General features: G+C 69.8%; 23 protein-coding genes and 1 pseudogene. 15 read left to right on the top strand and 9 right to left on the bottom strand.

Annotation, left to right across the window (positions count from 1 at the left end; genetic code table 11):
• Window positions 1–28 precede the first annotated feature (28 nt).
• The 7 genes and pseudogenes from LX88_RS36180 (at window position 29) to LX88_RS36150 (ending at window position 5,130) form a co-directional block, all read left to right on the top strand.
• Window positions 29–787, top strand: a complete 759-nt coding sequence (locus LX88_RS36180) for an LLM class flavin-dependent oxidoreductase (RefSeq protein WP_258952275.1) — start codon at window positions 29–31, stop codon at window positions 785–787.
• 75 nt (window positions 788–862) lie between these two features.
• Window positions 863–1,492 carry an SNIPE associated domain-containing protein gene (locus LX88_RS36175; protein WP_258952274.1) on the top strand — a complete coding sequence of 210 codons (630 nt, stop codon included), beginning with the start codon at window positions 863–865 and terminating at the stop codon, window positions 1,490–1,492.
• Window positions 1,493–1,642: 150 nt separating this feature from the next.
• Entirely contained in the window at window positions 1,643–2,080 is a 438-nt protein-coding gene (locus LX88_RS36170; protein ID WP_258952273.1) for an SRPBCC family protein, read from the top strand.
• Between the two features lie 45 nt (window positions 2,081–2,125).
• Window positions 2,126–2,632: pseudogene (locus LX88_RS36165) on the top strand (ATP-binding cassette domain-containing protein); the annotation flags it as partial.
• 224 nt (window positions 2,633–2,856) lie between these two features.
• A complete protein-coding gene (locus LX88_RS36160) occupies window positions 2,857–3,828 on the top strand; it encodes an ABC-2 membrane transporter-related protein (RefSeq protein ID WP_258952271.1) in 972 nt (323 codons plus the stop codon).
• A gap of 35 nt (window positions 3,829–3,863) precedes the next feature.
• Window positions 3,864–4,241 carry a GntR family transcriptional regulator gene (locus tag LX88_RS36155; RefSeq protein WP_258952270.1) on the top strand — a complete coding sequence of 126 codons (378 nt, stop codon included), beginning with the start codon at window positions 3,864–3,866 and terminating at the stop codon, window positions 4,239–4,241.
• Between the two features lie 25 nt (window positions 4,242–4,266).
• A complete protein-coding gene (locus LX88_RS36150; protein ID WP_258952269.1) occupies window positions 4,267–5,130 on the top strand; it encodes an ABC transporter ATP-binding protein in 864 nt (287 codons plus the stop codon).
• Here the strand turns inward: LX88_RS36150 and LX88_RS36145 are convergent.
• Window positions 5,124–6,662 carry a phytoene desaturase family protein gene (locus LX88_RS36145; protein WP_258952268.1) on the bottom strand — a complete coding sequence of 513 codons (1,539 nt, stop codon included), beginning with the start codon at window positions 6,660–6,662 and terminating at the stop codon, window positions 5,124–5,126. The two genes, LX88_RS36150 and LX88_RS36145, sit on opposite strands and share 7 nt — an antisense overlap.
• Window positions 6,659–7,522 carry an NAD-dependent epimerase/dehydratase family protein gene (locus tag LX88_RS36140; protein ID WP_258952267.1) on the bottom strand — a complete coding sequence of 288 codons (864 nt, stop codon included), beginning with the start codon at window positions 7,520–7,522 and terminating at the stop codon, window positions 6,659–6,661. Before LX88_RS36140 ends, LX88_RS36145 begins: the two co-directional genes overlap by 4 nt.
• 203 nt (window positions 7,523–7,725) lie before the next feature.
• On the opposite strand from LX88_RS36140, the gene LX88_RS36135 reads away from it, so the two are divergent.
• Window positions 7,726–8,964 carry an ABC transporter substrate-binding protein gene (locus LX88_RS36135; protein ID WP_258952266.1) on the top strand — a complete coding sequence of 413 codons (1,239 nt, stop codon included), beginning with the start codon at window positions 7,726–7,728 and terminating at the stop codon, window positions 8,962–8,964.
• Between the two features lie 58 nt (window positions 8,965–9,022).
• On the opposite strand, the gene LX88_RS36130 is transcribed toward LX88_RS36135, so the two are convergent.
• Window positions 9,023–11,353, bottom strand: coding sequence for a Tex family protein (locus LX88_RS36130; RefSeq protein WP_258952265.1), 2,331 nt, complete (start codon window positions 11,351–11,353; stop codon window positions 9,023–9,025).
• Window positions 11,354–11,402: 49 nt separating this feature from the next.
• On the opposite strand from LX88_RS36130, the gene LX88_RS36125 reads away from it, so the two are divergent.
• On the top strand, window positions 11,403–12,500 hold the full coding sequence (locus LX88_RS36125) for an alkaline phosphatase family protein (RefSeq protein ID WP_258952264.1): 1,098 nt from the start codon (window positions 11,403–11,405) through the stop codon (window positions 12,498–12,500).
• 45 nt (window positions 12,501–12,545) lie between these two features.
• Window positions 12,546–13,406: a patatin-like phospholipase family protein gene (locus tag LX88_RS36120; protein WP_258952263.1), complete on the top strand. Its 861-nt coding sequence runs from the start codon at window positions 12,546–12,548 to the stop codon at window positions 13,404–13,406.
• Between the two features lie 27 nt (window positions 13,407–13,433).
• On the opposite strand, the gene LX88_RS36115 is transcribed toward LX88_RS36120, so the two are convergent.
• Window positions 13,434–14,339, bottom strand: coding sequence for a phosphotransferase (locus tag LX88_RS36115; RefSeq protein ID WP_258952262.1), 906 nt, complete (start codon window positions 14,337–14,339; stop codon window positions 13,434–13,436).
• 71 nt (window positions 14,340–14,410) lie between these two features.
• Here LX88_RS36115 and LX88_RS36110 point away from each other — a divergent pair, with 71 nt between their 5' ends.
• From LX88_RS36110 to LX88_RS36100, 3 genes are read left to right on the top strand one after another with little or no spacing between them, the layout of a single operon-like run.
• On the top strand, window positions 14,411–14,986 hold the full coding sequence (locus LX88_RS36110) for an RNA polymerase sigma factor (RefSeq protein WP_258952261.1): 576 nt from the start codon (window positions 14,411–14,413) through the stop codon (window positions 14,984–14,986).
• Complete coding sequence (locus LX88_RS36105; protein ID WP_258952260.1) at window positions 14,983–15,792, top strand: hypothetical protein; 810 nt, start codon at window positions 14,983–14,985, stop codon at window positions 15,790–15,792. The genes LX88_RS36110 and LX88_RS36105 overlap by 4 nt, the downstream gene beginning before the upstream one ends.
• Window positions 15,793–15,836: 44 nt before the next feature.
• On the top strand, window positions 15,837–16,751 hold the full coding sequence (locus tag LX88_RS36100; protein ID WP_258952259.1) for an alpha/beta fold hydrolase: 915 nt from the start codon (window positions 15,837–15,839) through the stop codon (window positions 16,749–16,751).
• On the opposite strand, the gene LX88_RS36095 is transcribed toward LX88_RS36100, so the two are convergent.
• Together LX88_RS36095 and LX88_RS36090 are read right to left on the bottom strand one after the other, a co-directional pair.
• On the bottom strand, window positions 16,661–17,164 hold the full coding sequence (locus LX88_RS36095) for a hypothetical protein (RefSeq protein WP_258952258.1): 504 nt from the start codon (window positions 17,162–17,164) through the stop codon (window positions 16,661–16,663). The genes LX88_RS36100 and LX88_RS36095 overlap by 91 nt on opposite strands.
• A 50-nt stretch (window positions 17,165–17,214) precedes the next feature.
• The gene (locus LX88_RS36090) at window positions 17,215–18,777 is read right to left on the bottom strand and encodes a WS/DGAT/MGAT family O-acyltransferase (RefSeq protein WP_258952257.1); all 1,563 of its coding nucleotides are present in this window, start codon (window positions 18,775–18,777) and stop codon (window positions 17,215–17,217) included.
• Window positions 18,778–18,998: 221 nt separating this feature from the next.
• Between LX88_RS36090 and LX88_RS36085 the strand changes: the two genes are divergently transcribed.
• Window positions 18,999–19,817 carry an esterase/lipase family protein gene (locus tag LX88_RS36085; protein WP_258952256.1) on the top strand — a complete coding sequence of 273 codons (819 nt, stop codon included), beginning with the start codon at window positions 18,999–19,001 and terminating at the stop codon, window positions 19,815–19,817.
• 83 nt (window positions 19,818–19,900) lie between these two features.
• Here LX88_RS36085 and LX88_RS36080 read toward each other — a convergent pair whose 3' ends face one another.
• From LX88_RS36080 to LX88_RS36070, 3 genes are all read right to left on the bottom strand, one after another.
• Window positions 19,901–21,187, bottom strand: coding sequence for a hypothetical protein (locus tag LX88_RS36080; protein ID WP_258952255.1), 1,287 nt, complete (start codon window positions 21,185–21,187; stop codon window positions 19,901–19,903).
• 392 nt (window positions 21,188–21,579) lie between these two features.
• On the bottom strand, window positions 21,580–22,302 hold the full coding sequence (locus tag LX88_RS36075; protein ID WP_258952254.1) for an MgtC/SapB family protein: 723 nt from the start codon (window positions 22,300–22,302) through the stop codon (window positions 21,580–21,582).
• 113 nt (window positions 22,303–22,415) lie between these two features.
• Window positions 22,416–23,336 carry a hypothetical protein gene (locus LX88_RS36070; protein ID WP_258952253.1) on the bottom strand — a complete coding sequence of 307 codons (921 nt, stop codon included), beginning with the start codon at window positions 23,334–23,336 and terminating at the stop codon, window positions 22,416–22,418.
• An 86-nt stretch (window positions 23,337–23,422) separates the two neighbouring features.
• Here LX88_RS36070 and LX88_RS36065 point away from each other — a divergent pair.
• Window positions 23,423–24,385: IS701 family transposase (locus tag LX88_RS36065; protein ID WP_258952252.1), on the top strand; the 963-nt coding region annotated here is incomplete at its 3' end.

Raw genomic sequence — 24,385 nt, 5'->3', positions numbered from 1 at the left:
CTGAGGTGAGGCCGGTAGTAGTTGTCGGGTGATCACACTCGGCGCCGTCTACCGGCCACAGCTCCCTCCCGAGAACCTGCGTTCCGTCGTCCTCGCGGCCGAGGAGTCCGGTGTGGACTCGTTGTGGCTGTGGGAGGACTGCTTCCTGGAGAGCGGCATCGCCTGCGCTTCGGCGGCCCTGGCCTGGACGTCGCGGCTGAAGGTCGGCGTCGGCCTGCTGCCGGTGCCGTTGCGCAACGTCGCCCTGACGGCGATGGAGGCGGCGACGCTCGACCGCTTGTTCCCCGGCCGCGTCATGATCGGCGTCGGGCACGGCGTGCAGGACTGGATGGGCCAGGTCGGCGCGCGGGTGGCGTCACCTCTGACGTTGCTGCGCGAGTACACCGGCGCGCTGAAGGCACTGCTGGCCGGCGAGCGCGTCACGGTCGAAGGCCGGTACGTGAAGCTGACCGGCGTAGCGCTGGACTGGCCGCCGTCCGCGCCGATGCCCGTCTACGTGGGCGGCCTGGGCGAGAAGACCCTGGACCTGGCGGGTGAGGTGGGCGACGGCACGATCCTCGACGCGTCGGCCGACCTCGACCGCGTCCTGGCCGTCCGCGCCACCCGCGAGCACCCCGTGATCGTCTACGTGGAGACGGACTCGCGGGACCGCGCGTTCGTCACGGACCTGGTCGCTTCAGTAGCCGCCGCGGGCGCTACCAGCGTGATCCTGCAACAGTCCGCCACGAGCGAGGACCCGGAAGGGTTCGTCCGATTCGTGGGATCACTCGATGGAGTGAGTGCATAGCGTCGTAGATAACGGCGGATTCCTCCTTGCGATGGAACGGTCATGGTCCTTTCGTCGCCGATCGGGGAGGTAAGCATGCTCGGGCGCAAAGACCGCCGGATCGCTGAGCTGGAGCGGGCCGTGGAGGGCCTGCAGGAACTCCTCGCCCGGATCGGTGACGCCCGATCAGCGCAGACCGTCACGCTGGAAGAGGTCGACAGAGCCGGTGCCGAACTAGTAGCGCTGCGGCACCGGATCGACAAGGCGCGCGCCGAACTGCGACCGTTGAAGGAAGAACTGATCTTGCAACGAGCAGGCGTGTTCCGCACCGACGCCGTCGCGGACCACCAGGCGCAGCTGGACCTCGTCCACGACGAGATGAAGACCCTGATCAAGACCGGAGCGGCGATCGAGGGTGGCGGGCAGGTCACCTACAACGGATCGGACGCGACCGGACGCAGGCTCGTCGAGGACTGGTCGGCGCTGATGCTCCGCTCGTACAACTGCGAGGCCGAGAACTGCCTGCGCATGCTGCGAGCCGGTGGCCTGGACGCGGCGAGGAGGCGGCTCGATCGCTCGGCGTCGGCGATCGAACGCCTCAGCGGGACGTTCGCGCTCCGCATCTCGCCGCGTTACCAGGCCTTGCGCACCTACGAGCTCGAACTCACCGCTGATCACCTGCAGCGCAGGGCGGAGAGCCGCCGCACTCGCCGCATCGCGTCCTGACGGCAGCAAGCGGAAGAAGATCGTTTCGCTGGAACAGGCCGCCCGATTGCGCACCGAGCCGGCGGACGCGCAGAAGACGTACGTCCTCGAGCCCGAGGCGGCGGAGTACCGGCAGAGCATGGCTTCCTGACCCACGGGGTACTCCTGGGCATGGCTGAGGTCACCCTGAAAATCGAGGCACCCGTCGCGCACGTGTGGGACGTGCTCGCCGACGGCTGGTCGTACGGGGGCTGGGTGGTGGGCGCGTCGCACATCCGCGACGTCGACACCGGCTGGCCCAAGCCCGGCACCCGCATCCACCACAGCGTGGGCCCGTGGCCGCTGGTCATCGAGGACGTGACCGAGGTGGTCCGGTGCGAGGCCGCCCAGTTGCTGGAACTGGACGCCCGGCTCTGGCCCGCGGGCGCGGCGCGGATCACCTTCGCGCTGCGGGCGCTGTCCGAGTCGCTGACGGAGGTGCGCATGACCGAGAGGGCGGTGCGCGGACCGTCGACGATCCTGCCGAACTTCTTGCAGGACCTGCTGCTGACACCCCGGAACAAGGAGACGCTGCAGCGCCTGGGCGATCTGGCCAGAGGCCGCGCCTGAACCCTTTCACTAGGTAAATAGTGAAAGGGTGATACGGTTGCTCCCATGAGTCAGAGGGAGCACCCGCCGGTCCTGGCTGAGGGCCTGGGGAAGAAGTACTCGCGGGGCTGGGCGTTGCGCGACTGCTCGCTGGAGGTCCCGGCGGGCCGGATCGTCGCGCTCGTCGGGCCGAACGGGGCCGGCAAGAGCACGCTGATGGGCATGATCACCGGACTGCTGCGCCCGACGACGGGCCGGATCTCGGTGTTCGGCGACGAGCCGAACGGGCGTGGGATGCACCGGTCGGTGTCGTTCCTGACGCAGGCCAAGCCGCTGTACCCGCAGTTCACGGTCGCCGAGACGCTGCGGTACGGCCGCAACGCCAATCCGGGGTGGGACCAGGCGTACGCCGAGGAGCTCGTCGAGAAGGCCCAGGTGCCGTTCGCGGCCAAGGTGGGGACGCTCTCGGGCGGCCAGCGGACGCGGGTCGCGCTCGCGCTGGCGCTGGGCAAGCGGCCGCGGTTGCTGATGCTCGACGAGCCGCTCGCGGACCTCGATCCGCTGGCGCGCGAGAGCGTGCTGCGGACGCTGGTGCAGGAGTGCCGGACGCAGGGCATCACGGTGCTGCTGTCATCGCACGTGCTGGCGGAGCTGGAGGACGTGTGCGACCACCTCGTGCTGCTCGCCGACGGCCGGGTGCGGCTGGCGGGTGACGTCAGCGCGCTGCTGCGGGCGAACGCGCAGCACCGGACGCTGAGTCAGCTCGCGCTCGCCTACATGCGGATGGAGGTCGCGGCATGACGTGGATCGTGTGGCGTCAGCAGCGGCCCGTGTTCATCACGCTCGTCGCCGGGCTGGCCGTGGCGGTGGTGGCCGTCCTGGTGCTGCGGGCCTCGATGTCGGCGGACCTCGTCGCGCGCAACCTCGTGGACTGCGCGGCGAAGGGCCTGGAGGCCTGCATGGGCCCGGCGGCCACCGAGTTCCAGACCGCCTGGTTCGACAAGATGCACATCGCCCTGGCCACGGTGCTCGCCGCGCCCGTGCTGATCGGTGTCTTCGTCGGTGCGCCGCTGTTCGCGCGGGAGTTCGAGCAGGGGACCCACGCGCTGGCGTTCACGCAGTCGGTCAGCAGGACGCGCTGGATGGCGACCAAGTTCCTCGTCGCGGCACTGCCCGCGCTGGTCGTGGTGGTCGTCTACCAGCTCGTGGTGCACAGCTGGCTGGACGTCGCCGGTCAGCTCGGGCCGTTGTCGACGGGGGAGTTCTACTTCACGGTCTTCGACTCCCGCGGCGTGTCACCCGTCGCCTACACGCTTTTCGCTTACACGCTCGGCATGTTCGCCGGTGCGCTGTTCAAGCGCACGCTCGTGGCGATGACGCTGACGCTCGGCCTGTTCGTCGTCGTGCGGGTCGTGGTCGGCGGCGTGCGGGAGTCCCTGATCACGCCGACCAGGCTGATCTCCGGCGACGTGGCCGAGCCGGCGGTGGCCGATCGCGGGCCCCTGGTGGTGCGGTCCGGGTACCTCGACGCCAAGGGGAACGTGATCGCCGATCCGGCGCCGATGATGAACTGCGGCTCGAAGGCCGACGCGCAGGGCGTCGTCGACACGGCGGCCTGCTACCGGGAGAACGGGCTCGCGCAGCGGTACGCGGACGTCATCCCCACCGACCAGGCGACGACCCTGCACCTGCTCGAAGGGTCGATCTTCGCGGGACTCGCGGTGCTGTTCGTGCTGGGCTCGGTCTGGGCAGTGCGCAGGCAGGTGTGACTTGAGTGGACGGGTGGACACCTATGCTGAGCGGCGTGATCGAGTTTCGCATCGATCGGCACTCCGGGGTGTCCACCTATCTCCAGATCGCCGCGCAGGTCAAGCAGGCCATGCGGATGGGGCTGCTCGGCCCCGGCGACAAGCTGCCGACGGCACGGGAGGTGGTGGAGGCCACCAGGGTCAACCCCAACACCGTGCTGAAGGCGTACCGCGAGCTCGAACACGAGGGTCTCGTGGAGGGCCGCCGCGGCATGGGCACGTTCGTCACGGCCTCGCTCGCCACCGACGCGACGAAGGCGGACGCGCCGCTGCGGCAGGGCATGGAGCAGTGGATGGACCGCGCGGTCGACGAGGGGCTCTCGGCCGACGAGGTCGACGCGATCTACACCGACGTGCGGGGCACGCACTACTGATGTCCACTGTGGACGTGGGAGCACGATGAACACCAGTCCGGTGCGGGCGGAGAACCTCGCGAAGCACTTCGGGCGCACCAAAGCGCTCGACGGCTGCTCGTTCTCGCTGCCGGAGGGCAGCGTGACCGGGCTGGTGGGGCCGAACGGCGCGGGCAAGAGCACGCTGCTGTCGTTGATCGCCGGGCTCGCGAAGCCCACCACCGGCGAGATCACCGTGCACGGCACGGCGGTGCGCGGCCGGATGCACCCCGACGTGTCGCTGCTGACCCAGAAAAGGCCGCTCTACGACCAGTTCACCGTGCGCGAGCTGATGCGGGCGGGCGCGGCGATGAACGACCGCTGGTCGGCCGGACGCGCGGACGAGGTGCTGGACCTCCTTGCGGGAGTGGACAAGGACGCGAAGGTGCGCACGTTGTCCGCCGGCGCGCGCACGCAGGTCGCGATCGCGCTGACGCTCGGCCGGCTGCCGAAGGTGCTGCTGCTGGACGAACCGCTGTCCGACCTCGACCCGCTGGCGCGCGACGAGACGTTGCGGATCGTCATGACCGACGTCGCGGAACGGGGCACGACGGTGCTGCTGTCGTCGCACCTGCTCACCGACCTCGGCGACGTCTGCGACCACCTGCTGCTGCTGGACGAGGGCCGTGTGCAGGTGGCGGGCGAGATCGAGGAGGTCCTGGACGATCACCAGGTCGTCGTCGGGCCCGCCGGACTGGACCTGGAGACCGACGGCGTCGTGGTCGACTCCTCGCACACGTCCCGCCAGACGACGGCGCTGGTGCGCGGCAGCGGTGCGCCCGAGGGTTTCCAGACCGAGCGCCCCGACCTGGAGGCGCTGGTGATGGGATACCTGCGGGCGTCACGCACGCGCAGGTACGCCCGTCAGTAGATGGCCTTGAGGGCTCCCTGGATCAGAGCCCGGTACAGGCCGCCCGCCACACCCCAGCGCGCCAGCGCCGCCCGTGCCGCGTTCGCACCCGCCGCACCGTGCACGCCGCCGCCCGGCCACGCCGACGAACCCGTGAGGTAGAGCCGGTCGAACGGGGTGTCCGCGCGGCCGAGACCGGGCACGGGCCGGAAGACCAGCTGTTGGTGGATCGCCGCCGTGCCACCGTTGACCGAACCGATGTCGTCGGGGCCGAGCACCGAGCGCCCGAGGATGCGCGAGCGGAAGCCGGGCGCGCGCTCCTCGATCATCAGCTCCAGGCGGTCGGCGCGGCGCTTCAGCCGGTCCGGCGTCCAGTTCCCGCCCAGCGGCACGTGGGTGTAGGCCCAGGCGGCCTCGGTGCCGGCGGGAGAGCGCGTCGGGTCGGTCGTCGTCATCTGGCCCAGGATCATGAACGGGTTGCGCGGAACCTTGCCGCACGCCAGCTCGTGGGCCACGCCGGCCAGGCCGTTGACGTCACCGCCGAGGTGGACCGTGCCCGCCTGCGCCGCTTCCGTGTTGCGCCAGGGGATCGGGCCCGACAGCGCCCAGTCGACCTTGATCGTGTCGCCGTCCCACTGGAACCTCTTCAGGTCCTCCGCGAGCTTGGCCGGCAGCGCGTCGCCGCCGATCAGGTCGAGGTAAAGCCGGGGCGCGGGCACGTCGGCCAGGACGGCACGGCGTGCGCGCACAACGGAACCATCTGCCAGACGAACGCCAACGGCGACACCGCGTGCGTGCAGCACTTCGGTGACACGGGCACCGGTCTCGATGCGTCCACCGAACCTGCGGACGAGGGACGCGGCCAGCTCACCCGCTCCGCCACGCGGCACGGGGTTGCCGACGTCCTGGGCGAGCATGGCGAGCAGCCAGCCGAAGCCCGCGCCACCGGCCTGGTCCGGGCCGAGGTCCGAGTGCATCGTGTTGCCCGCCAGCAACAACCGCGCGCCCTCACCGGCGAAGAGCTCCTCACCGAGGCGGCGCACGGGCAGCGTCAGCAGTCGCGTCAGCCGCAGCGTTTCACCGGCGCCGAGCGTCCTGAGCAACGACAGACCGCCGCGCACGGGCGGGAATGGCCGTAACAGGCTCTCCAGCACGGCGTTGCGCACCTGCTGCCAGCGGGCGTACTCGGACTGCCAGGCCTCGGCGTCCGAATGAGCGAAGGAACCGACGGACTTCGCGGTGACGTCGACGTCACGGGAGAGGAGCGCGACACGGTCGTCCGGCAGCACATGAGCGAGCACGGCAGGTGCGTGCTGCCATTGCACGTCGAGGTTCAACGCACCGATGACGGGCGAGCCGAGACCGAGGGGGTAGAACGCGCTGTAGACGTCGTTGGTGAAGCCCGGAGCGGTGATCTCGGCCGATGTCACGGCGCCGCCGGCAGTCTCGCGCTGCTCCAGCACGAGCACGTCCCAGCCCGCGTCCGCCAGCAGGGTCGCGGCGACCAGCCCGTTGGGGCCGGAGCCGATGACGACCGCGTCAACCTCGTTCACGCACGTCCTCCCATTGCAGCGATGACCTCACGCAGCACATCACGCGCGTCGTGTTCGGGCCACCATCCCAGATCTTCATGTGCTCGTGTGGTGTGCACGAGAGGCGCCTGATCGGCCATCCGGACCCACTCGGGGGTCAGGGGCTGCAACCCGAGCCGCGCCGTGGCGCCCGCGAGCTTCTCGATCACCGGGTACGGCACCGGCACCCGGACCGCGCCCACGCGTTCGGCGATCATCGGCGCGGTCAGCACCGGTTCGGCGGCGAGGTTGAAGGCCCCCAGCGCTTTGCGGCGGATGATCTCGACGATCGCGCGCGCCACGTCGTCCGCGTGCACGAGCTGCAGGCGCAGGTCGTTCCACAGCGGGACCGGCAGGAACGGCAGCAGCCCCGGCGGCAGCAACGGGCTGAGCAGCCAGCGGCGGATCTTCTCGGCGGCGGACGCCTGCCCGATGCCGCACGGCCGGATCACCGTGCACGGCAACGGATAGCGCTGGACCATCTGCTCCAGCCGGACCTTGTGCGCGCTGTAGGTGTTGCCCGCGATGCCGGTCAGCTCCCACGACTCGTCGACCCTCGTCCAGCGCTGCGCCGGGCCGTAGGCCGCGACCGAAGAGGCGAGGACCAGATGACCGACGTCCTCTTTGACGCACGCAGCGAGCACGTGCTCGGTGCCGTCGACGTTCGTCTCCTGGTTCGTCGGCTTGATCGCCCACGCGAGGTGCACCACGACGTCGGCGCCCCGGAACGCGTCGCGCAGGGACGAGAGTGTGCGCACGTCAACACCGGCGTCCTCGAAGTCCAGGTGGCGGCGCAGCGCGCTGCCGACGTTGCCGGACGCACCGGTGACGACGATTTTCACCCTGACCGGATACCCGCGATGTGACCGATCACGCGTATCTCATTTCGTTCGGTACCGAAGAGCTAGCACACTCCGTAGTCGAACGGTAGTCACATGAACCTTACGAGCCTGTGTTCCGTAGCACATAAGGGGCCATTATTTAGGGCCCCACCCAATACTGAGCTACCGCTTAGTATGGCTCGATCTCCGGACAAGGACCCTGCATGCCCCTCCGCCGTGTACTGCCCACCGCCGCCTTGGCGCTCGCCGTCCTGGTGGCCGGCTGCGGTGCCAAGACAGACGAGAAGGCCCAGGTCAAGACCGGGCCGGGCGTTACCGACGACACGATCTCGCTCGGCATCCTCACGGACATGACAGGCCCGTTCAAAGCCTCCGCGCTGACCCGCATGAAGGGCTACGAGCTGTACCTGAAGCAGGTCAACGACCGCGGCGGCATCTGCGGCCGCCGGATCGAGCTGAAGCAGAAGGACCACGCGTACGACGTGCAGAAGGCACTCGACGCCTACTTCGAGCTGGAACCGCAGGTCCTCGGCCTGCTGGAGCTCGCGGGCACGCCGATGACGGCCGCGATCGAGCCCGACATCATGCAGACCCGCACCCTGACCGCTCCCGCCTCGTGGGCCGCGTCCCTGCTCGGCAACCCGCACATGATGATCGTCGGCACCACGTACGACCTCGACGTCATCAACGGGCTCGACCACTACAAGCGCAAGGGCGTGATCAAGGACGGCGACACCGTCGGCCACGTCTACGTCCAGGGCAGCTACGGCGACAACGCCGTGGAGGGCAGCCGGTTCGTCGGGACGCAGTGGAACATGAGGATCGCCGAGCAGCCGATCGGTGAGACCACGGCCGACCTCGCGCAGCAGATCGGCGCGCTCAAGGCAGCGGGCGCCAAGGCCGTCGTGCTCAGCACCACCCCCGCTCAGACCGCCGCCGCCGTCGGCGTGGCCGCGGCGCTGAAGTGGGAGGTGCCGTTCATGGTCAACGTGGTCGGCTTCGACACCGCGATCCTCGACTCGCCGGTCGGCCCGGCCGTCGAGAAGCAGCTGTCCGTGGTGACGTCGGTGGCACCGTTCACCGGCACCCAGCCCGGCCCGCGCGAGGTCGCGGCGGCGTTCAACAAGTACTACCCGGACGACAAGCCCGCGATCTACGTCGACCACGGCTACACCGTCGCGAAGGTGTTCCTGTCCGTCGTGGAGAAGGCCTGCCAGGACGGCGACCTCACGCGGGACGGCGTGCTGAAGGCGTTCCACAACACCAACGGCCTGGACACCCAGGGCCTGACCAGCGCTCTGCACTACTCGCTCGTCGGGCGGCCGTCCGCGACGCAGTCGTACATCACCAAGGTCGACTCGAAGGCGCCCGGCGGTCTCACGACCGTCGAGGAACTGTTCGAGTCCGAGCTCGTGAAGATCAAGGGCACCCGCGCCAAGTAGTTGATGAGGGGAGCTTTCATAAACCTCAGGTTTATGAAAGCTCCCCTCATCAGTTTCGCTACTTGCCGAAGCCGGCCTTGCGGAGCGCGTCCGCCATCGAGCCGCTCGCGGCCGGAGGCGCGCTGCGCTGCTGGCCGCCGCGCTGGGGCTGCCCGCCGCGCTGCTGCGGACGACCGCCTCGGTCACGGCCACCGCCGCCGCCCTGCTGCTTCGGAGCGGCCTTGCCCGGCTCGTCGGTCAGGCGCAGCGTCAGGCCGATGCGCTTGCGCGCCTCGTCGACCTCCAGCACCTTCACCCGCACCACGTCACCGGACTTCACGACGTCGCGCGGGTCCTTCACGTAGGTGTTGGACAGGGCGGAGATGTGCACGAGGCCGTCCTGGTGCACGCCGATGTCCACGAACGCGCCGAACGCGGCCACGTTCGTCACGACGCCCTCCAGCACCATGCCGGGCTTGAGGTCGGCGATCTTCTCGACGCCGTCCGCGAAGGTCGCCGTCTTGAACGCCGGGCGCGGGTCGCGGCCGGGCTTCTCCAGTTCGCGGAGGATGTCCGTAACGGTCGGCAGACCGAACTGCTCGTCCACGAACTTCTCCGGCCGCAGCTTCGTCAGCACGGCCGTGTTGCCCATCAGCTCGGCGCCCGCCTCGATCTGCATCCTCCGCACGACCGGGTACGCCTCGGGGTGCACGGAGGAGGCGTCCAGGGGCTCGTCGCCGCCGCGGATCTTGAGGAAGCCCGCGCACTGCTCGAACGCCTTCGGGCCGAGCCGCGCCACGTCCTTCAACGCCTTGCGCGACTTGAACGGGCCGTTGGCGTCGCGGTGCAGCACGATGTTCTCCGCGAGACCGGCGGTGATGCCGGAGACGCGGCTCAGCAGCGGCACCGAGGCGGTGTTCAGGTCGACGCCGACCGCGTTCACGCAGTCCTCGACCACCGCGTCCAGCGACCGCGAGAGCTTCGACTCCGCGAGGTCGTGCTGGTACTGGCCGACACCGATCGACTTCGGGTCGATCTTCACGAGCTCGGCCAGCGGGTCCTGCAGGCGGCGGGCGATCGAGACGGCGCCGCGGATCGACACGTCCAGTTCGGGCAGCTCCGAGGACGCGTAGGCCGAGGCCGAGTACACCGAGGCACCCGCCTCGGACACCACGATCTTGGTCAGGTTCAGCTCGGGGTGGCGCTTGATCAGGTCGGCGGCCAGCTTGTCGGTCTCGCGCGAGGCCGTGCCGTTGCCGATGGCGATCAGGTCGACGTTGTGCTGCTTGGCCCACATCGCGAGCTTCGCGATCGACTCGTCCCAGCGGTTCGCGGGCACGTGCGGCTGGATGACGCCGTGCGCGACGACCTTGCCGGTGGCGTCGACGACCGCGACCTTCACGCCCGTGCGGTAGCCGGGGTCGAGGCCCATCGTGGCGCGCGTGCCGGCCGGGGCGGCCAGCAGCAGGTCGCGCAGGTTCGAGGCGAACACCCTCACGGCCTCGTCCTCGGCGAACGAGCGCAGCCGGCCGCGGAGGTCGATGCCCAGGTGCACGAGGATCCGGGTCCGCCACGCCCAGCGGACGGTGTCGGTGAGCCACTTGTCGCCGGGACGGCCCCGGTCGTCGATGCCGAAGCGGGAGGCGATGCGCACCTCGAAGGTCGAGGGACCCTCCTCACGCGGCTCCTCCGGCTCCAGGACGAGGTCGAGGACCTCCTCCTTCTCACCGCGGAACAGCGCCAGGATGCGGTGCGACGGCAGCTTCGAGAAGGGCTCGTCGAACTCGAAGTAGTCGGAGAACTTCGCGCCCTCGGTCTCCTTGCCCTCGCGGACCTTGGAGACCACCCGGCCGCGCGTCCACATCTGCTCGCGCAGGTCGCCGATCAGGTCGCTGTCCTCGCCGAACCGCTCGACCAGGATCGCCCGCGCGCCCTGCAGGGCGGCCGCGGCGTCCGCGACCTCCTTCGCCGGGTCGACGAACTTCGCGGCCTCCTCCTGCGGGTTCAGCCCGGGATCACCCAGAAGTGCGTCGGCCAGCGGTTCGAGACCGGCCTCCCTCGCGATCTGGGCCTTCGTGCGGCGCTTCTGCTTGTAGGGCAGGTAGAGGTCCTCGAGCCGCGCCTTGGACTCGGCGGCGAGGACCTGCGCTTCGAGGGTGTCGGTGAGCTTGCCCTGCTCTCGGATGGAGTTGAGGACGGCAGCCCGGCGCTCTTCCAGCTCGCGCAGGTAGCCGAGGCGTTCCTCGAGCGTGCGCAGCTGGGTGTCGTCGAGACCGCCGGTCGCCTCCTTGCGGTAGCGGGCGACGAACGGGACGGTCGCGCCACCGTCGAGCAGTTCGACAGCAGAGCCGACCTGGCCTGCGGCCACTCCGAGCTCGTCAGCGATCTTCTGGTGGATGAGCGTTGTCACAGCGCGCCATTCTGCCCGTTGCCCGATCCGACGTGGCACGGTGTCCTTCATGACCATCGCCGAGGTCGTCCCATCACTGCTGTCGGGCCTGGACGTGCCGGGTGCCGACAACACGCTAGGCCTGCCCGCGGCCCGGCGTGTCGTACTGCTGCTCGTCGACGGTCTGGGCCACGAACTGCTGCGTTCGCACGCGGAGCACGCCCCGTTCCTGTCGTCGATGGCCGGCCTGGAGACCGCCGCGGGCTTCCCGTCGTCGACCGCGACCAGCCTCGCCTCGATCGGCACCGGGCTGCTCTCGGGTGAGCACGGCATCGTCGGCTACACGTTCGTGGTCGGCGACGAGGTGCTCAACTCGCTGACCTGGTCGCGCGCCGACGACCGCCACCACGACCTGCGCAAGGCGCTGGTGCCCGAGGTCGTGCAGCCGCACCCGACGCTGTTCGAACGCGCGGCGGCGGCCGGTGTCGCGGTCAGCGTGGTCGCCCCGCTGTTCCACCGCGGCAGCGGCCTCACCAGGGCGGTGCTGCGCGGCTCGTGGTTCCGCGGCGCGGCGGGGTTCGGCGACCTCGCCCTCGGTGCTCTCGCGGCCGTGCGGGAGGACCGTTCGTTCTGCTACGCCTACCACGCGGACCTCGACACGATCGGGCACATCTACGGGCCGGGTTCCGAGGAGTGGTTGCTGCAGCTGGAGTTCATCGACGCGCTGGTGTCGCGGATCGCCGCGCGCATGCCGCCGGACTCGGTCCTCGCCGTCACAGCGGACCACGGCATGGTCACCGCGGGAGAGCGGATCGACTTCGACACCGAACCCCTGCTGTGGCAGGGAGTCCGGGTGATCGCCGGAGAACCCCGGGTGCGGTACCTGCACACCGAGACCGACGAGGTCCTGGACGTGTGGCGCGAGTACCTCGGCGACCGCGCCGACGTGCTGACGCGCGAGGACGCGGTGGACGCCGGGTGGTTCGGCCCGATCAGTCCGCTGGCGGCGGACCGCATCGGAGACGTCGTGGTGGCGATGAAGGGCTCCGCGGTGGTCGTGCGCAGTCAGGCGGAGCCCATGTGGACGGGCATGAAGGGGTTCCACGGGTCGCGCACGCACCAAGAGACGGCGATTCCGATTCTGATTCACTCAGTTCCTTCAGTGTAAATTGAAATCAGCCCTTTCCGTTGTCTCGCTTTAGGATCACCGGACGTGACGATCGAACTGCCAGGACCAGTCGGCTTCGTGCTCGGCGGCGGGGGAAGCCTCGGCGCCGCGCAGGTCGGCATGCTGCGCGCCCTGCGTGAGCACGGGGTGCGGCCGGACCTCGTCGTCGGCACCTCGGTCGGGTCGGTCAACGGCTCGTTGCTCGCGCTGGACCCGGACAGGGCGGCCGAGCGGCTTGCCGTGCTGTGGCAGGGCATGACGCGGCAGCGCGTCTTCCCGGGCGGGCCGATCGCGCAGCTCAGGTCGTTGCGCACCAACAAGACCTACCTCTTCCCGAACACCGGGCTCGCGCACGTGCTGGCCGAGGGGCTCGGCGGCTGTTCGTCCTTCGAGGAACTGACGCTGCCGTTCGGCGCGGTGTCGGTGAACGGCGTGACCGGTGAGGCCGTGAACATCACCGAGGGCGAGCTGGTCCCCGCGATCCTCGCCAGCGCGGCGATTCCGGGCGTCTACCCGCCGGTGCGCATCGGCGACCAGGTGCTCTACGACGGCGGTGTGCTGGCGAACGTGCCGATCCGGCAGGCCCTCGCGATGGGCGCGAAGTCGTTGGTGGTGCTGGACTGCGCGTTCCCGGGCCACCTGCCGACCGTGCCGGAGACGCTCGCCGAGACGTTGCTGTTCTGGGCGACCCTGGGCATGCGCAACCAGGCCGTGCTGGAGGTGGAGCTCGCCTCGCAGAGCGCACCGGTGCTCTACCTGCCAGGCCCGCCCGTGCAGGCCGTGACGCCGCTGGACTTCTCGCACACCGCGGAACTGGTCGAGGCCTCCTACCTGGCCTCGACCACGTTCCTCACGACGCTGGAGTTCGCCGGCGTGGGGCTCTACGGGCACCCGTCACACGGGTAGCGCCTGGGGACGACCGCGCTTTCGGCCCTAGCAGTCCAGCACGCGGCCGATGTTGTGCTCGGCGATCTCCCGCATCGCGTCCCGGTGCGGGAAGTCGCCGTCCAGCAACCGGAGCGGACCCTCCACAAGGGACAGGTGCTGCGCGAGCCGGTAGAACGACATCCGCGCGGGGTCGAGGCCGGGTACCGGCCGGTAGTGCGGGCCGAAGCGCAGCTCGAGGAACACGTGCTCCCACTCGACGTCGAAGAACATCGCGCCCTCGATGTCGATCAGCACCGGGCGTCCGTCCGCCACGAGCACGTGGTCGGGGCCCAGCTCGCCGTGGATCAGCCCGTACGTCGTGCGCTGTTCGATCGCCGCGTGTCGTTGGCGCAGCTGGGTTTCCAGGCGGTCGCGCTCGGCGGCGATGCGCGGCACGCGCTCGCAGCACGCGTCGAGGTGGCCGAGGGCCCGGTGCAGCACCACGTCCGGTGCCGGTGGCGCGTCCGCGGGTTGTAGTGCGCTCGGGCGGCCGTAGCGCGGGCTGGTGCGCTGGTGCACGGCGCTAAGGTCGTCCCAGAGTCGTTCCAGTGCCTCGGTGTCGTGGTCGAGGAGCTTTTCGAGGAACTCGCCCCCGAGGTCCTCGACCACGACGACGTCGCTGTCGACCAGCACCAGCCTCGGCACGCAGGCCCCGGCCTCGGACAGGGCGGTGTGCGCGGTGAGGAACAGGTCGCGCCCGCTCGCGTTGCCGAACAACGGGTCCTGCTCGTGCACCGGCCAGTAGTCCTCGCTCGTGCGCCACACGTACGCGACGCCCGTCGTGCCGTCGTCGAGCGTCAGGCGGTAGACGCCCTTCTTGGTGCCGCCGTGCAGGCGGACCACGTCGCGCAGTTCACGGCCGTACGCCGCCTGCGCGATGTTCGCGAGGTCGGCCACCCCCAGATGTGCCACGCTCCGCGACGTTAGTGATGGGCGCGTGAAACTGGTGCCAACACTTCTGGGGCGAGCGGACACGAACAGGCATGACAACCGAAGACCCTGACGACCGCGCGCTGTGGTCGCAGGCGGCTGGAGGCAGTGCGCACGCCTTCGGGGTGCTGTTCGACCGGCACGCGAAGGCGGTCTACAACCACTGCTTCCGGTTGACCGCGTCCTGGGCTGAGGCCGAGGACCACCTGCAGGCGACGTTCCTGCTGGCCTGGCGCAAGAAGAGCCAGGTGATGAGGCTCGAACGGGAGTCCGCGCTGCCGTGGCTGCTCACGGTCGCGACCAACGTCGTGCGCAACGAGCAGCGGTCGCTGACCAGGCGCGTCAGGAACCTGCGCAGGGTCGGGGAAGAACGCGCGGTGCCCGACCACGCGGACATGGTCGCCGAACGGCTTGATGACCAGCAACGGATGAAAGAGCTGCTCGCAGCCGTGGAGAAACTGCCGCGCAACGAACGTGAGGCGCTCGCTCTCTGCGTGTGGGCCGAGGTGTCCTACGAGGACGCCGCCGCCGTGCTCGGCATCGCCGCGGTGAGCGTGCGGGCGCGGGTCAGCAAGGCGAAGGCGAAGCTCCAGCAGCCAGTGCTCGTGCACACCGGGAAGGACCGATGACCACCACGCTCCCGCCGGCGCGCGACCTGCCGCCCGGCCGTCAAATCCAGATCCGATCCCGGCTCGAACGGTCGGTGCTCCGGCGCCGGCGTGGGATGCGCCTCACCAGCACGGCCACGGCGCTCGCCGCGGTCGTCACCGCCGTTGTGCTCGTGCTGCCCGATCAGCCGACCAGCGGTTACTGGTCCTCCCAACCCTCGATCTCCGGACTGGGCAAAGACCAGGTCGAGGACATCGAGGAGGGCTGCTGGAAGGCCGCGCGGACCCCGGCCCGGCCGGTGCTGCACCGCTACCACCAGGATGACGCGGGCACGTTCGCCCTGCTCTACACCCCGACCGACGCGCTGGCGTGCGACCTGAGCACACCGGGGAGCTACTACTCCAACGCGCACCTGCCGGGCCGCAGGGCGTTCGACACGCGCTGGCTCAACGGGCACTTCTCGATCGACCACCAGCACCAGATGAGCGGCGACCGTGCCGGACGGCCGGGCAGCCAGACGGTGGCCGGGCGGGTGGACTCGCAGGTCAAGCGGATGACCTGGACCTACTTCGGCAGGACCGTCGAGGCCGAGATCGCCGACGGCACCTTCGTGGCGCGGATCCTGCAGCCGACCGACTGGGACTTCCCGAAGGAACGTGACGGCAGCGAGTCGCTCAGGGCCTACGACGCCGAGGGCAAGCTGCTCGGCGACACGCGGGTGGACCTGAGCTCGTGCTACGTCGACCGGGAGGGCAACATCATCTCCGGTTCCTTCGACCGGCTGCAGGTCCCGGACTTCTGCAAGCCCGCCGAACCCTGGCGCTGAATGGTCACTACCGGCCGGTCGGTCCAAGCGACATACTGGTTGGTATGACGACTGTGGCGAACTTCGGCGGCATCAGTCACCACGCTGACCTCGACGGGCCCGTGCACTGGGTCGACTTCGGCGGACCGGCGGACGGGCCGCGCATCGTGCTCGTGCACGGGCTCGGCGGCTCGCACCTCAACTGGGTGCTGCTGGCACCGCTGCTCGCGCGCAAGGCCCGCGTCACGGCCGTCGACCTCGCCGGGCACGGCCTGACCAACCCCGAGGGGCGGCAGACCACGGTCCAGGCCAACACGAGGCTGCTGGGCCGGTTCCTGCGCGAGGTCGTGGAGGAACCGGCGGTCCTCGTCGGCAACTCGATGGGCGGGCTGATCTCGCTCTTCCAGGTTGCCCACGGCCCCGAGCCGGTCACGGGCCTGGTGCTCGTCGACCCGGCGCTGCCGATGGTGTTCGGGACCCGGCCGGACCCGGCGATGCTCAGCACGTTCTTCCTGTACTCGGTGCCGGGCCTGGGGGAGCGGTACCTGGCCAGGTCGAGGGCGGTCCCCGCCCGCCGCCAGGTCGACCGCCTGTTGAAGATGGTCTGCGCGGACCCGTCGGGCATCCCCGAGGAGCTCAAGCTGGCCAGCGAGCACCTGATCGGCGAGCGCGCCAAGGTCGAGGGCCTGGACAAGGCGTTCCTCGCGGCCGCGCGCAGCGTCGTCTCCACGACGTCCAAGCGCGGCGCCTACTACGCGGCGATGGCCGAGGTGCGGGTGCCGGTGTTCCTGATGAGCGGCGACCGCGACCGGCTGGTCAACGTCGCCGCCGCCCGGTACGCGGCGCGCCGGTTCCCGCACTGGCGCTACGACGAGTACGCCAACGTCGGTCACGTGCCCCAGATGGAGATCCCCGAGGTCGTGTCGGAGCGGGTCCTGGACTGGATGGACGCCAACCGCCTGAGCACGTCCGCGAGCTGACCCAGGGTGAGCCGCTCCCGCAGCACGGGGGCGGCTCCGGTCAGCACGAAGTGGTCGTCGCACTGCTCGACGCCCGTCAGCTCGATGCCGCGCGGCAGTTCGGGCACCGCGAACACCCGCGCGGGCAGCCACTTGTGCGGCCGCACGTGCAGTTCCGAGCCGACCAGCCGGACTGTCAGCGGCAACCAGCTGAACGGTCGCAACTCGGGGATGTCCGCGAAGTCCACTTCGACGCGGAACTCGACCGGCGAGGCCACCAGGACCGCGGGCGGGTTCACGTGCACGTCGTGGCAGACGACGGTCGCCTGGCGAGCACGCCAGCGCGACCACCGCACGTCCTCCAGCTCCACCCGGACGTCGTCGAGCTGGCCGAGAGCCAGTCCCAGGGCACCCAGCCGTGCGTCGAGTCCCACCACGGTCAGGCTCAGGTCGTGCGCACCTGCCCGGACCGTCAGATCGTGTCTCAGGCCGTCGTCTCCGGCTTCACGCCGGTCGTCGCGGCCTTGGAGGTCGCGCGCACGGCTCGGGGCTTGGGAGCGGGCTTCTTCGCCGCCGGCTTGGCAGCAGGCTTAGCAGCAGGCTTCACGGCGGCCTCGGGGGCGGGCGCGGCCTCCACGACCCTCTGAGCCGCCTCGGTCCTCTCCGCCGCCTCGGCGGCCAGCGCCACCATCTCGTCGAAGCCCGCGCGGATGCCGTCCGCGAGCAGCTGGACGTCCGGCACGCCGTCGAAGTCGGCGTTGATGCCGAAGGTGAACCTGTCGAGGTAGGAGAAGATGCCCACGGTGATCCGGATCGTCGAGGCGATCGGCACGTACGGGAACATCTCGACCAGCGGGCGGCCGAGCATGTAGAGCGGGATGCGCGGGCCGGGCACGTTGGTGGTGACGGTCTGCAGGATCTGCTGCGGGAACCGCATCGCGGTCCGCGAGCCCAGCGCCATCAGCGTCGGCGCGGCGAAGTTCGACAGGTTCGTGAGGACGTCGGCACCGGCGGCCTGGCGCGAGCTCTTCAGGTCGTCCATCTGCGTGCGGATCGACGCGAGGCGCTTCACCGGGTCGGCCTCGCCCACGGGCAGGTTCACGAGCACGGCGCTGACGCGGTTGTTCAGCTCGTTGTGCTGATCGGCCTTGCGCATCGACACCGGCACCATGGTCCGCACGACCATGCCCTCGGTCAGTTCGCCGCGCTTCTCCAGCAGGTCCCGGAAACCGCGCGTGATCGCCGTCAGGATGACGTCGTTGACGGTGCCCCCCGCCGCGACGCGGATCTGCTTGATCTCAGCCAGGTTCGCGCGCGCCCACACCCAGCGGCGGTGTGGCCCGATAGGACCGTTCAGGGACGTCGCCGCACGCGTGGTCAAACGCCTTGCCGTACCGGGAAGAGAACCGAGAACGGACTTGCCGAAGTCCACGATCTCGCTGAAGGAGCGCACGTTCCGCGCGACGGCGGGCAACGCGGACAGGTGCTGCACCGGCGTCACTACGGCGTCGCGCACGCCGTCGACCACCAGGTCGAGCGTGGAGGGCTGCGGCTGCGGCTTCCACTCCTTCGGTTCCGGCAGCACGGTCTCCTGCCTGAAGTCCAGGATGAGCTGCAGCATGTCCGAACCGGACACTCCGTCGATCATGCAGTGGTGGACCTTGGAGATGATCGCCCAGCGACCGCCTTCGAGGCCCTCGACCAGCCAGGCCTCCCACATCGGCTTGGAGCCGTCGAGCTTCTGCGCGAAGATCCGGCCGGCGAGGTTGCGCAGCTGGTCCTCCCCGCCCGGCGACGGCACCGCGGTGTGGCGCACGTGGTAGAGGATGTTGAAGTGGTCGTCGTCGACCCAGACCGGACGCCCGACGTGGAACGGCAGCGCCTTCACCTTCTGCCGATAGCGCGGAACCTGGTCCATGCGTGCCAGGAAAAGGCGGATCACATCTCCGTAGGACGGGGCCGGCCCGTCGAAAACGAGGACGGAACCGACGTGCATGGGCACGTTCTCGTCCTCGATGAAGTAGAAGCTGGCGTCCAGAGAGCTCATGCGATCCACTCGAAAAACAGTAGAGGACTCGAGCGTCTCAATCGACGTCCATGCAGGTGAGAGGCACTGCACAGCTGTGAAGTTGCCAACGTGTTACCTGCGGGTGGCGAATCGAGACTCGAAAGTACTGGCAAAAAGATCGTTCACGAAACATCATGGACTCACCGGGCAACGCTGCCCGGGGCGCCGGCTCGGGGTTGTCGACGTGTGGGGAGGCTCCTATGTCTGCCGTACCTTCGGACGAAGTCTTCGAAGTGCCTGCCGCTCCGCCCCTCCACCTCGTCAGAGGCTCCGCGCCCGGTCTGTTCTGGTACCTCACCGAGCCCACCCGCTGCGCGCTCGACGTCAGCGAGTTCGTGGCCACCCGGTCGATGTTGCGCGGCGCGCCGTCCGGTGACGGCCACCCGGTGCTCGTCTTCCCGGGCCTGGGCGCCGCCGACTCGTCCACGGTGATGCTGCGCCGGTTCCTGTCGGGCCTGGGCTACCAGGTGAACCCGTGGGGCCTGGGCCGCAACATCGGACCCACGCGCAAGGCCGTGGACGGCATGCACGCCTTGGTGAAGAAGGTCTCCGACGCCTACGGCGGCCCGGTGTCCATCGTGGGCTGGTCGCTCGGCGGGATCTTCGCGCGCGAGATGGGACGCGACCACCCGCACCGGGTCCGCCAGGTGATCACGCTCGGATCGCCGTACAACATGAGCGATCCCGTGCAGTCACGGGCGATGCCCGCTTTCGCGTTGTTCTCCCGCCTGCACATCCCGAAGGACGAGTTCCCGCCGCTGGAGTCCACGCGGCCGCCGATCCCGGTGCCCGCCACGTCGATCTACTCCAAGACGGACGGCATCGTCTCGTGGGAGTCGTGCGTCGAGGAACCGGGGCCGCACAAGGAGAACGTCCAGGTGTCGTCCTCACACCTGGGATACGGCTTCAATTCGAGCGTCCTCTGGGTGGTCGCGGACCGGCTGGCACAGGCGGAGGGCACGTGGGCGCCCTTCGCCGCGCCACCGGGAATGGCGAACCTCTACCCGCGAGCTGCCTGAAACCCTTCCCGCACGCGGAAAGCGGGTGGAACCGGCAAACCGGTCCCACCCGTTCCGCGGATGATCGCCTCACAGGGCAGCGATCAGTCGTCCTCCCCCTGGGTCAGGTTCGTGGCCACCGCGTCGGCGTCGCCGCCGTTGCCGCCGTTGCCCGTGTCGCCGCCGTTGGTGTTGCTGTTGTTGGTCGCGTTGCCGGTGTCGCCCGTGGACGTGTCGCCGGAGTCGCCGGAGTCGGTGCCGGTGAGGCACGTGGAGTGCACGCACATCACGGTCGCGGAGTTGTGGCCGGTGTCACCGGAGTCGCCCGAGTCACCGCTGTCGCCGGTCACGGCGATGTTGGTGCTGCTGGCGTCGCCGCCCGCACCGGAAGATGCGCCGTTCCCGGCGGTGGCGGTAGCCGTGGCATCGGTGTCACCGTGCGCGGCGTTCTCGTCGTCATCCCATTCGGCTGCGGTGGAGTTTCCTGCTGCCGCGTCGGCGTCGCCGCCGTTGCCGCCGTTGCCCGTGTTGCCGCCGTTGGTGTTGCTGTTGTTGGTGGCGTGGCCGGTGTTGCCCGTGGACGTGTCGCCGGAGTCGCCGGAGTCGGTGCCGGTGAGGCACGTGGAGTGCACGCACATCACCAGTGCGGAGTTGTGGCCGGTGTTGCCGGAATCGCCCGAGTCGCCGCTGTCGCCGGTGGCGGCGATGTTGGTGCTTTCGGCGTCGCCCCCATTGCCGGAATGCCCGCCGTGCCCGGCCGTGGCAGAGGCCGTGGCCTCGGTGTCGTTGCCGTGGCCCCAGTGGTTGCCGTGGTTGCCGTGGCCCCAGTGGTTGCCATGGGTCCAGTGGTTGCCGTGGTTGCCGTGGGCGGGGACGTTGCCCTTGTCGTCGTCCTCGTCGTCCTCGTCGTCCTCGTCCCAGATGGTCGTGACCGCGTTCTCCACCGTGGCCGCGGCGTCGCCGCCATTGCCGCCGTGGCCGGTGTTGCCACCGTTGGTGTTGCTGTCGTTGGTCGCGTTGCCGGTGTTGCCCGTGGACGTGGCGCCCGAGTCGCCGGAATCCGTGCCGGTCTGGCAGGCGGAGTGGACGCACAGCACGGTCGCGGAGTTGTGGCCGGTGTCGCCGGACTCATCGGAGTCGCCCGATTCGCCGGTCGCGGCGATGTCGGTGCTTTCGGCGTCGCCACCCTCGCTGGAATGCCCGCCGTGCCCGGCCGCGGCAGAGGCCGAGACCTGATGATCGAACCACTCCCAGGCCGTCTGATGTTCTGCGCCGCCGACCCCCAACGGGTGGAACGCGCTGGTGTTCGCGCTGGCGGTCGGTCCGCCCGCCAGCACGAGGCCAGTGGCCACGGCTGCGGCCAGGAGGCCGGATTTGACGTTCTTGCGCATGTTCTTCCTTCCTTGACGACAACTTCTCGAACGTGGAGCACGTTCACGCGAGGCGGATCGTCGTGGTGGATGCCCGGCCGTCTCGTCCCTCCACGTCCCGGAGCACTCCGGCATCCGGGCCGCAGGGTTGACGTTCGAGCCGGGGGAACAGGACTTGCCGCCTACCGTCGCGCCGGCGTTCCGGACCTCAGCACCTCCCTCCAGCGGAACGCCCTCGTTGCGCCATTTGGAGTAACCGCGGTCGGGCCCAAAAAACCTGCCGGACGCGAGGTAGCCGAACGAGCGACATCCGGTGCGTCTGCGCCGATGTCGGCGGCCACCTGACGGGGGAAGCGCACCCCGGACAGGGGATGCGCGAAGGGATGACCGTCACCGGCAGGCACCGGGACCGATCAGCTGTCCTCTTCGTCCTGGTGCTCGCTGGGGACGTGGACGCGCCAGCGCACGCTGGTGACCGACGGCTCCAGCGACAGGCGGCTCACCGCCGACTCCATCTGCTTGTCGTCGCGCTGGTCGGCGGTCAGCACCGCCCGGACCTCGACCAGGTCGCCGCGGTCGGCGTTGGTGCTCTCGACCGACTGCAGGGCGAAGCCGGTGCGCGACATCTCCTGGACGAGCAGCGTGCGCACGTGCGCCTCGGCGTCGTCCTTGGCGACGGCGAGGAACGTGTAGGTGGCGGGTGTGTCGCCGCCGGTCTCCGGGCGCCGGTCCAGGACGCGTCCCAACGGGCGGAGCACCAGGTGCACGGCGACGACGACCACGGTGCCCGCGACGGCCTCGAGGTGCAGACCGGCGCCGGCCAGCGCCCCGACGGCGGCGGAGCACCAGAGCGTGGCCGCGGTGTTCAGCCCGCGCACCGTGAGGCCTTCGCGGAGGATGACCCCGCCGCCGAGGAAACCGATGCCGGACACGATCTGGGCGGCGACCCTGGTGGGATCGGCGTTGTCACCGGTGAAGCCGTGCGCGGACAGCAGGACGAACAGGGTCGCGCCGGCCGCGACGAGCGCGTTGGTCCGCAGCCCGGCCATCCGGGCGCGGTACTGGCGCTCGATCCCGATCACCGCGCCGAGACCCACACCTGTGCCGAGGCGCAACAGCATTTCCGCAGTCGTCATCGGGCGGCCTTCCTCCGTCGCACCGTCAGATCAGTCCACACCGGAGTATCCGGTGTGGACTGGGGCGTGACCGGTCGCCGAAGTCGGCCTACCCACGATGGGGTGACCGGCGTTTAGCGGAAGGCGTTGCGCGTGTAGGTCAGGCTGAAGCTGCCCTTGCCGGAGAAGTACCTGTCGATCACCAGGGCAGGGTCGGTGGCCAGGTAGCCGCGGTAGATCGCGCCGTCGTTCTGGTCGTCCCAGCCCCACGGCGCGTTGGCGGCGTTGTCCTTGCCGTTGTCGCCGCGGAACGTCCCGAACGACGAGTAGGTCTCCGCGTTGTCGCGGCGCGCCCACATCCCGCCGGTCTCCAGGGTGTTCACGAGCCGGTAACCGACGGTGCGGTCGTTGCCACCCGACGGCACCTCGCCGGTGACGGCGGGCTGGTAGACCACGCCGTCACCGCCGGGGAAGTCGCCGCCGTTCCAGCGGTACAGGCCGTGGCCCTTGGCCTCCTGGAACGTGGCGGGGCGGCCGCCGACCAGCAGCAACGTGCCGTCGATGGTCTCCGAACCGTTCCGGTACGGCGACCCGGCGGGCACGTAGGAGTAGAAGTCGCTGTGCGCCACCGTGACCGCGGCCTCGAGCTTGCCGAACTGCGAGCCGTCCTTGCGGACCGCGAACAGCGCGCCCTCCAGGTCGTTCTCGTGGGTCCTCGTGCCGAACGGGTCCGGCCGGTCGTCCCAGTCGCGCGGGTGGAAGAAGCCGTAGACGAGGAACCAGTGAGTGGACGTCTCGACCACGGAGTAGTAGGCGGCGCCGGTCAGCTTCGCGAGCTGCGGCTGGTTCTCCCAGTTGTTCAGCGTGTTCCAGTCACCGTCGAAGTCCACTGTGGACAGGTAGTCGGCGTCGTGGCCGGACGAGTCGGTGTCCTGGTGGTGGACCGGCGCCCAGTGGAACGCCAGGTCGTGGTCCGAGACGGCGGCGTTCGCCGGTGTGGTGAGGGCCGTGGTGAAGAGGGCGACGGCCAGCAGGGAGGCACGGATCGTTTTCACGACGCCCGACGCTAGTAGTGCTTTGTTAGGTGGGATGTTCGGGTGGCTGTCGTGTGTGATCTTCTTGTCGGGTGACTCCGGAGGAGATGGCTCGGGTTCGGCCGGTGATCGAGGACTTCGCCGCGCAGATGTTCGGTGGGTTCGCGCGGCGTGATCAGCGGGCGAAGGGTGAGCTGTATCTGCGTGGGTTGATGCTGGACGGCAAGCGCAAGTCGATGCAGCCGATGGCGGCTCGGCTCGGGGTCGATCATCAGCAGTTGCAGCAGTTCGTGTCCACCTCGACGTGGGATCACGTCGAGGTGCGCCGCCGCCTGGCCGGGTGGGCCGGCGAGTTCGTCGATCCGGACGCGCTGGTCATCGATGACACCGGGTTTCCCAAGGACGGCAAGGATTCTCCTGGTGTGGCACGCATGTATTGCGGTGCTTTGGGCAAGACGGGGAACTGTCAGGTCGGGGTGAGCGTGCACGCGGTCACCGACTGGGCCTCGGCCGCGATCGACTGGCGGTTGTTCCTGCCGGAGTCGTGGGACGACGAGAAAGCCGCCGACGACAAGACGGCGACCGAGATCAGGGCGCGGCGGGCGCGCAGCGCGATTCCTGACGAGGTGCGGCATCGGGAGAAGTGGCGGCTCGCGCTGGACATGCTCGACGAGGTCACCGGCGCGTGGGGCCTGCCGTCTCGGCCGGTGGTGGCGGACGCCGGCTACGGCGATGCCACCGAGTTCCGGCTCGGGCTGACCGAACGCGGCCTGACCTACGTGCTGGCCGTCAGCCCCGCGGCGACCGCGCACCCCGCCGAGGCGGTGCCGACGACCGCGGCCTGGATCGGCAACGGCCGCCCGCCCGGACCGCGCTATGCCGACAAGCCAACAGATTTGAAGTCCCTGGCCATCGCCGCCGGACGCGGCGCGGGCAAGTTCGTGGTCTGGCGCCACGGAACCAAGAAGTCGCCCGGCAACCCGACCGCGAGCATGCGATCGAGGTTCCTCGCGCTGCGGGTCCGCCCGGCCAACCGCAACATCCCGAGAGCCGAGGATGGGAGCCTGCCC

This window comes from Lentzea californiensis (assembly GCF_024648825.1).
Classification (GTDB): Bacteria; Actinomycetota; Actinomycetes; order Mycobacteriales; family Pseudonocardiaceae; genus Lentzea; species Lentzea californiensis.
Note: the sequence above shows the minus strand (reverse complement) of the source record. Positions and strands in the feature narration are given on the sequence as shown.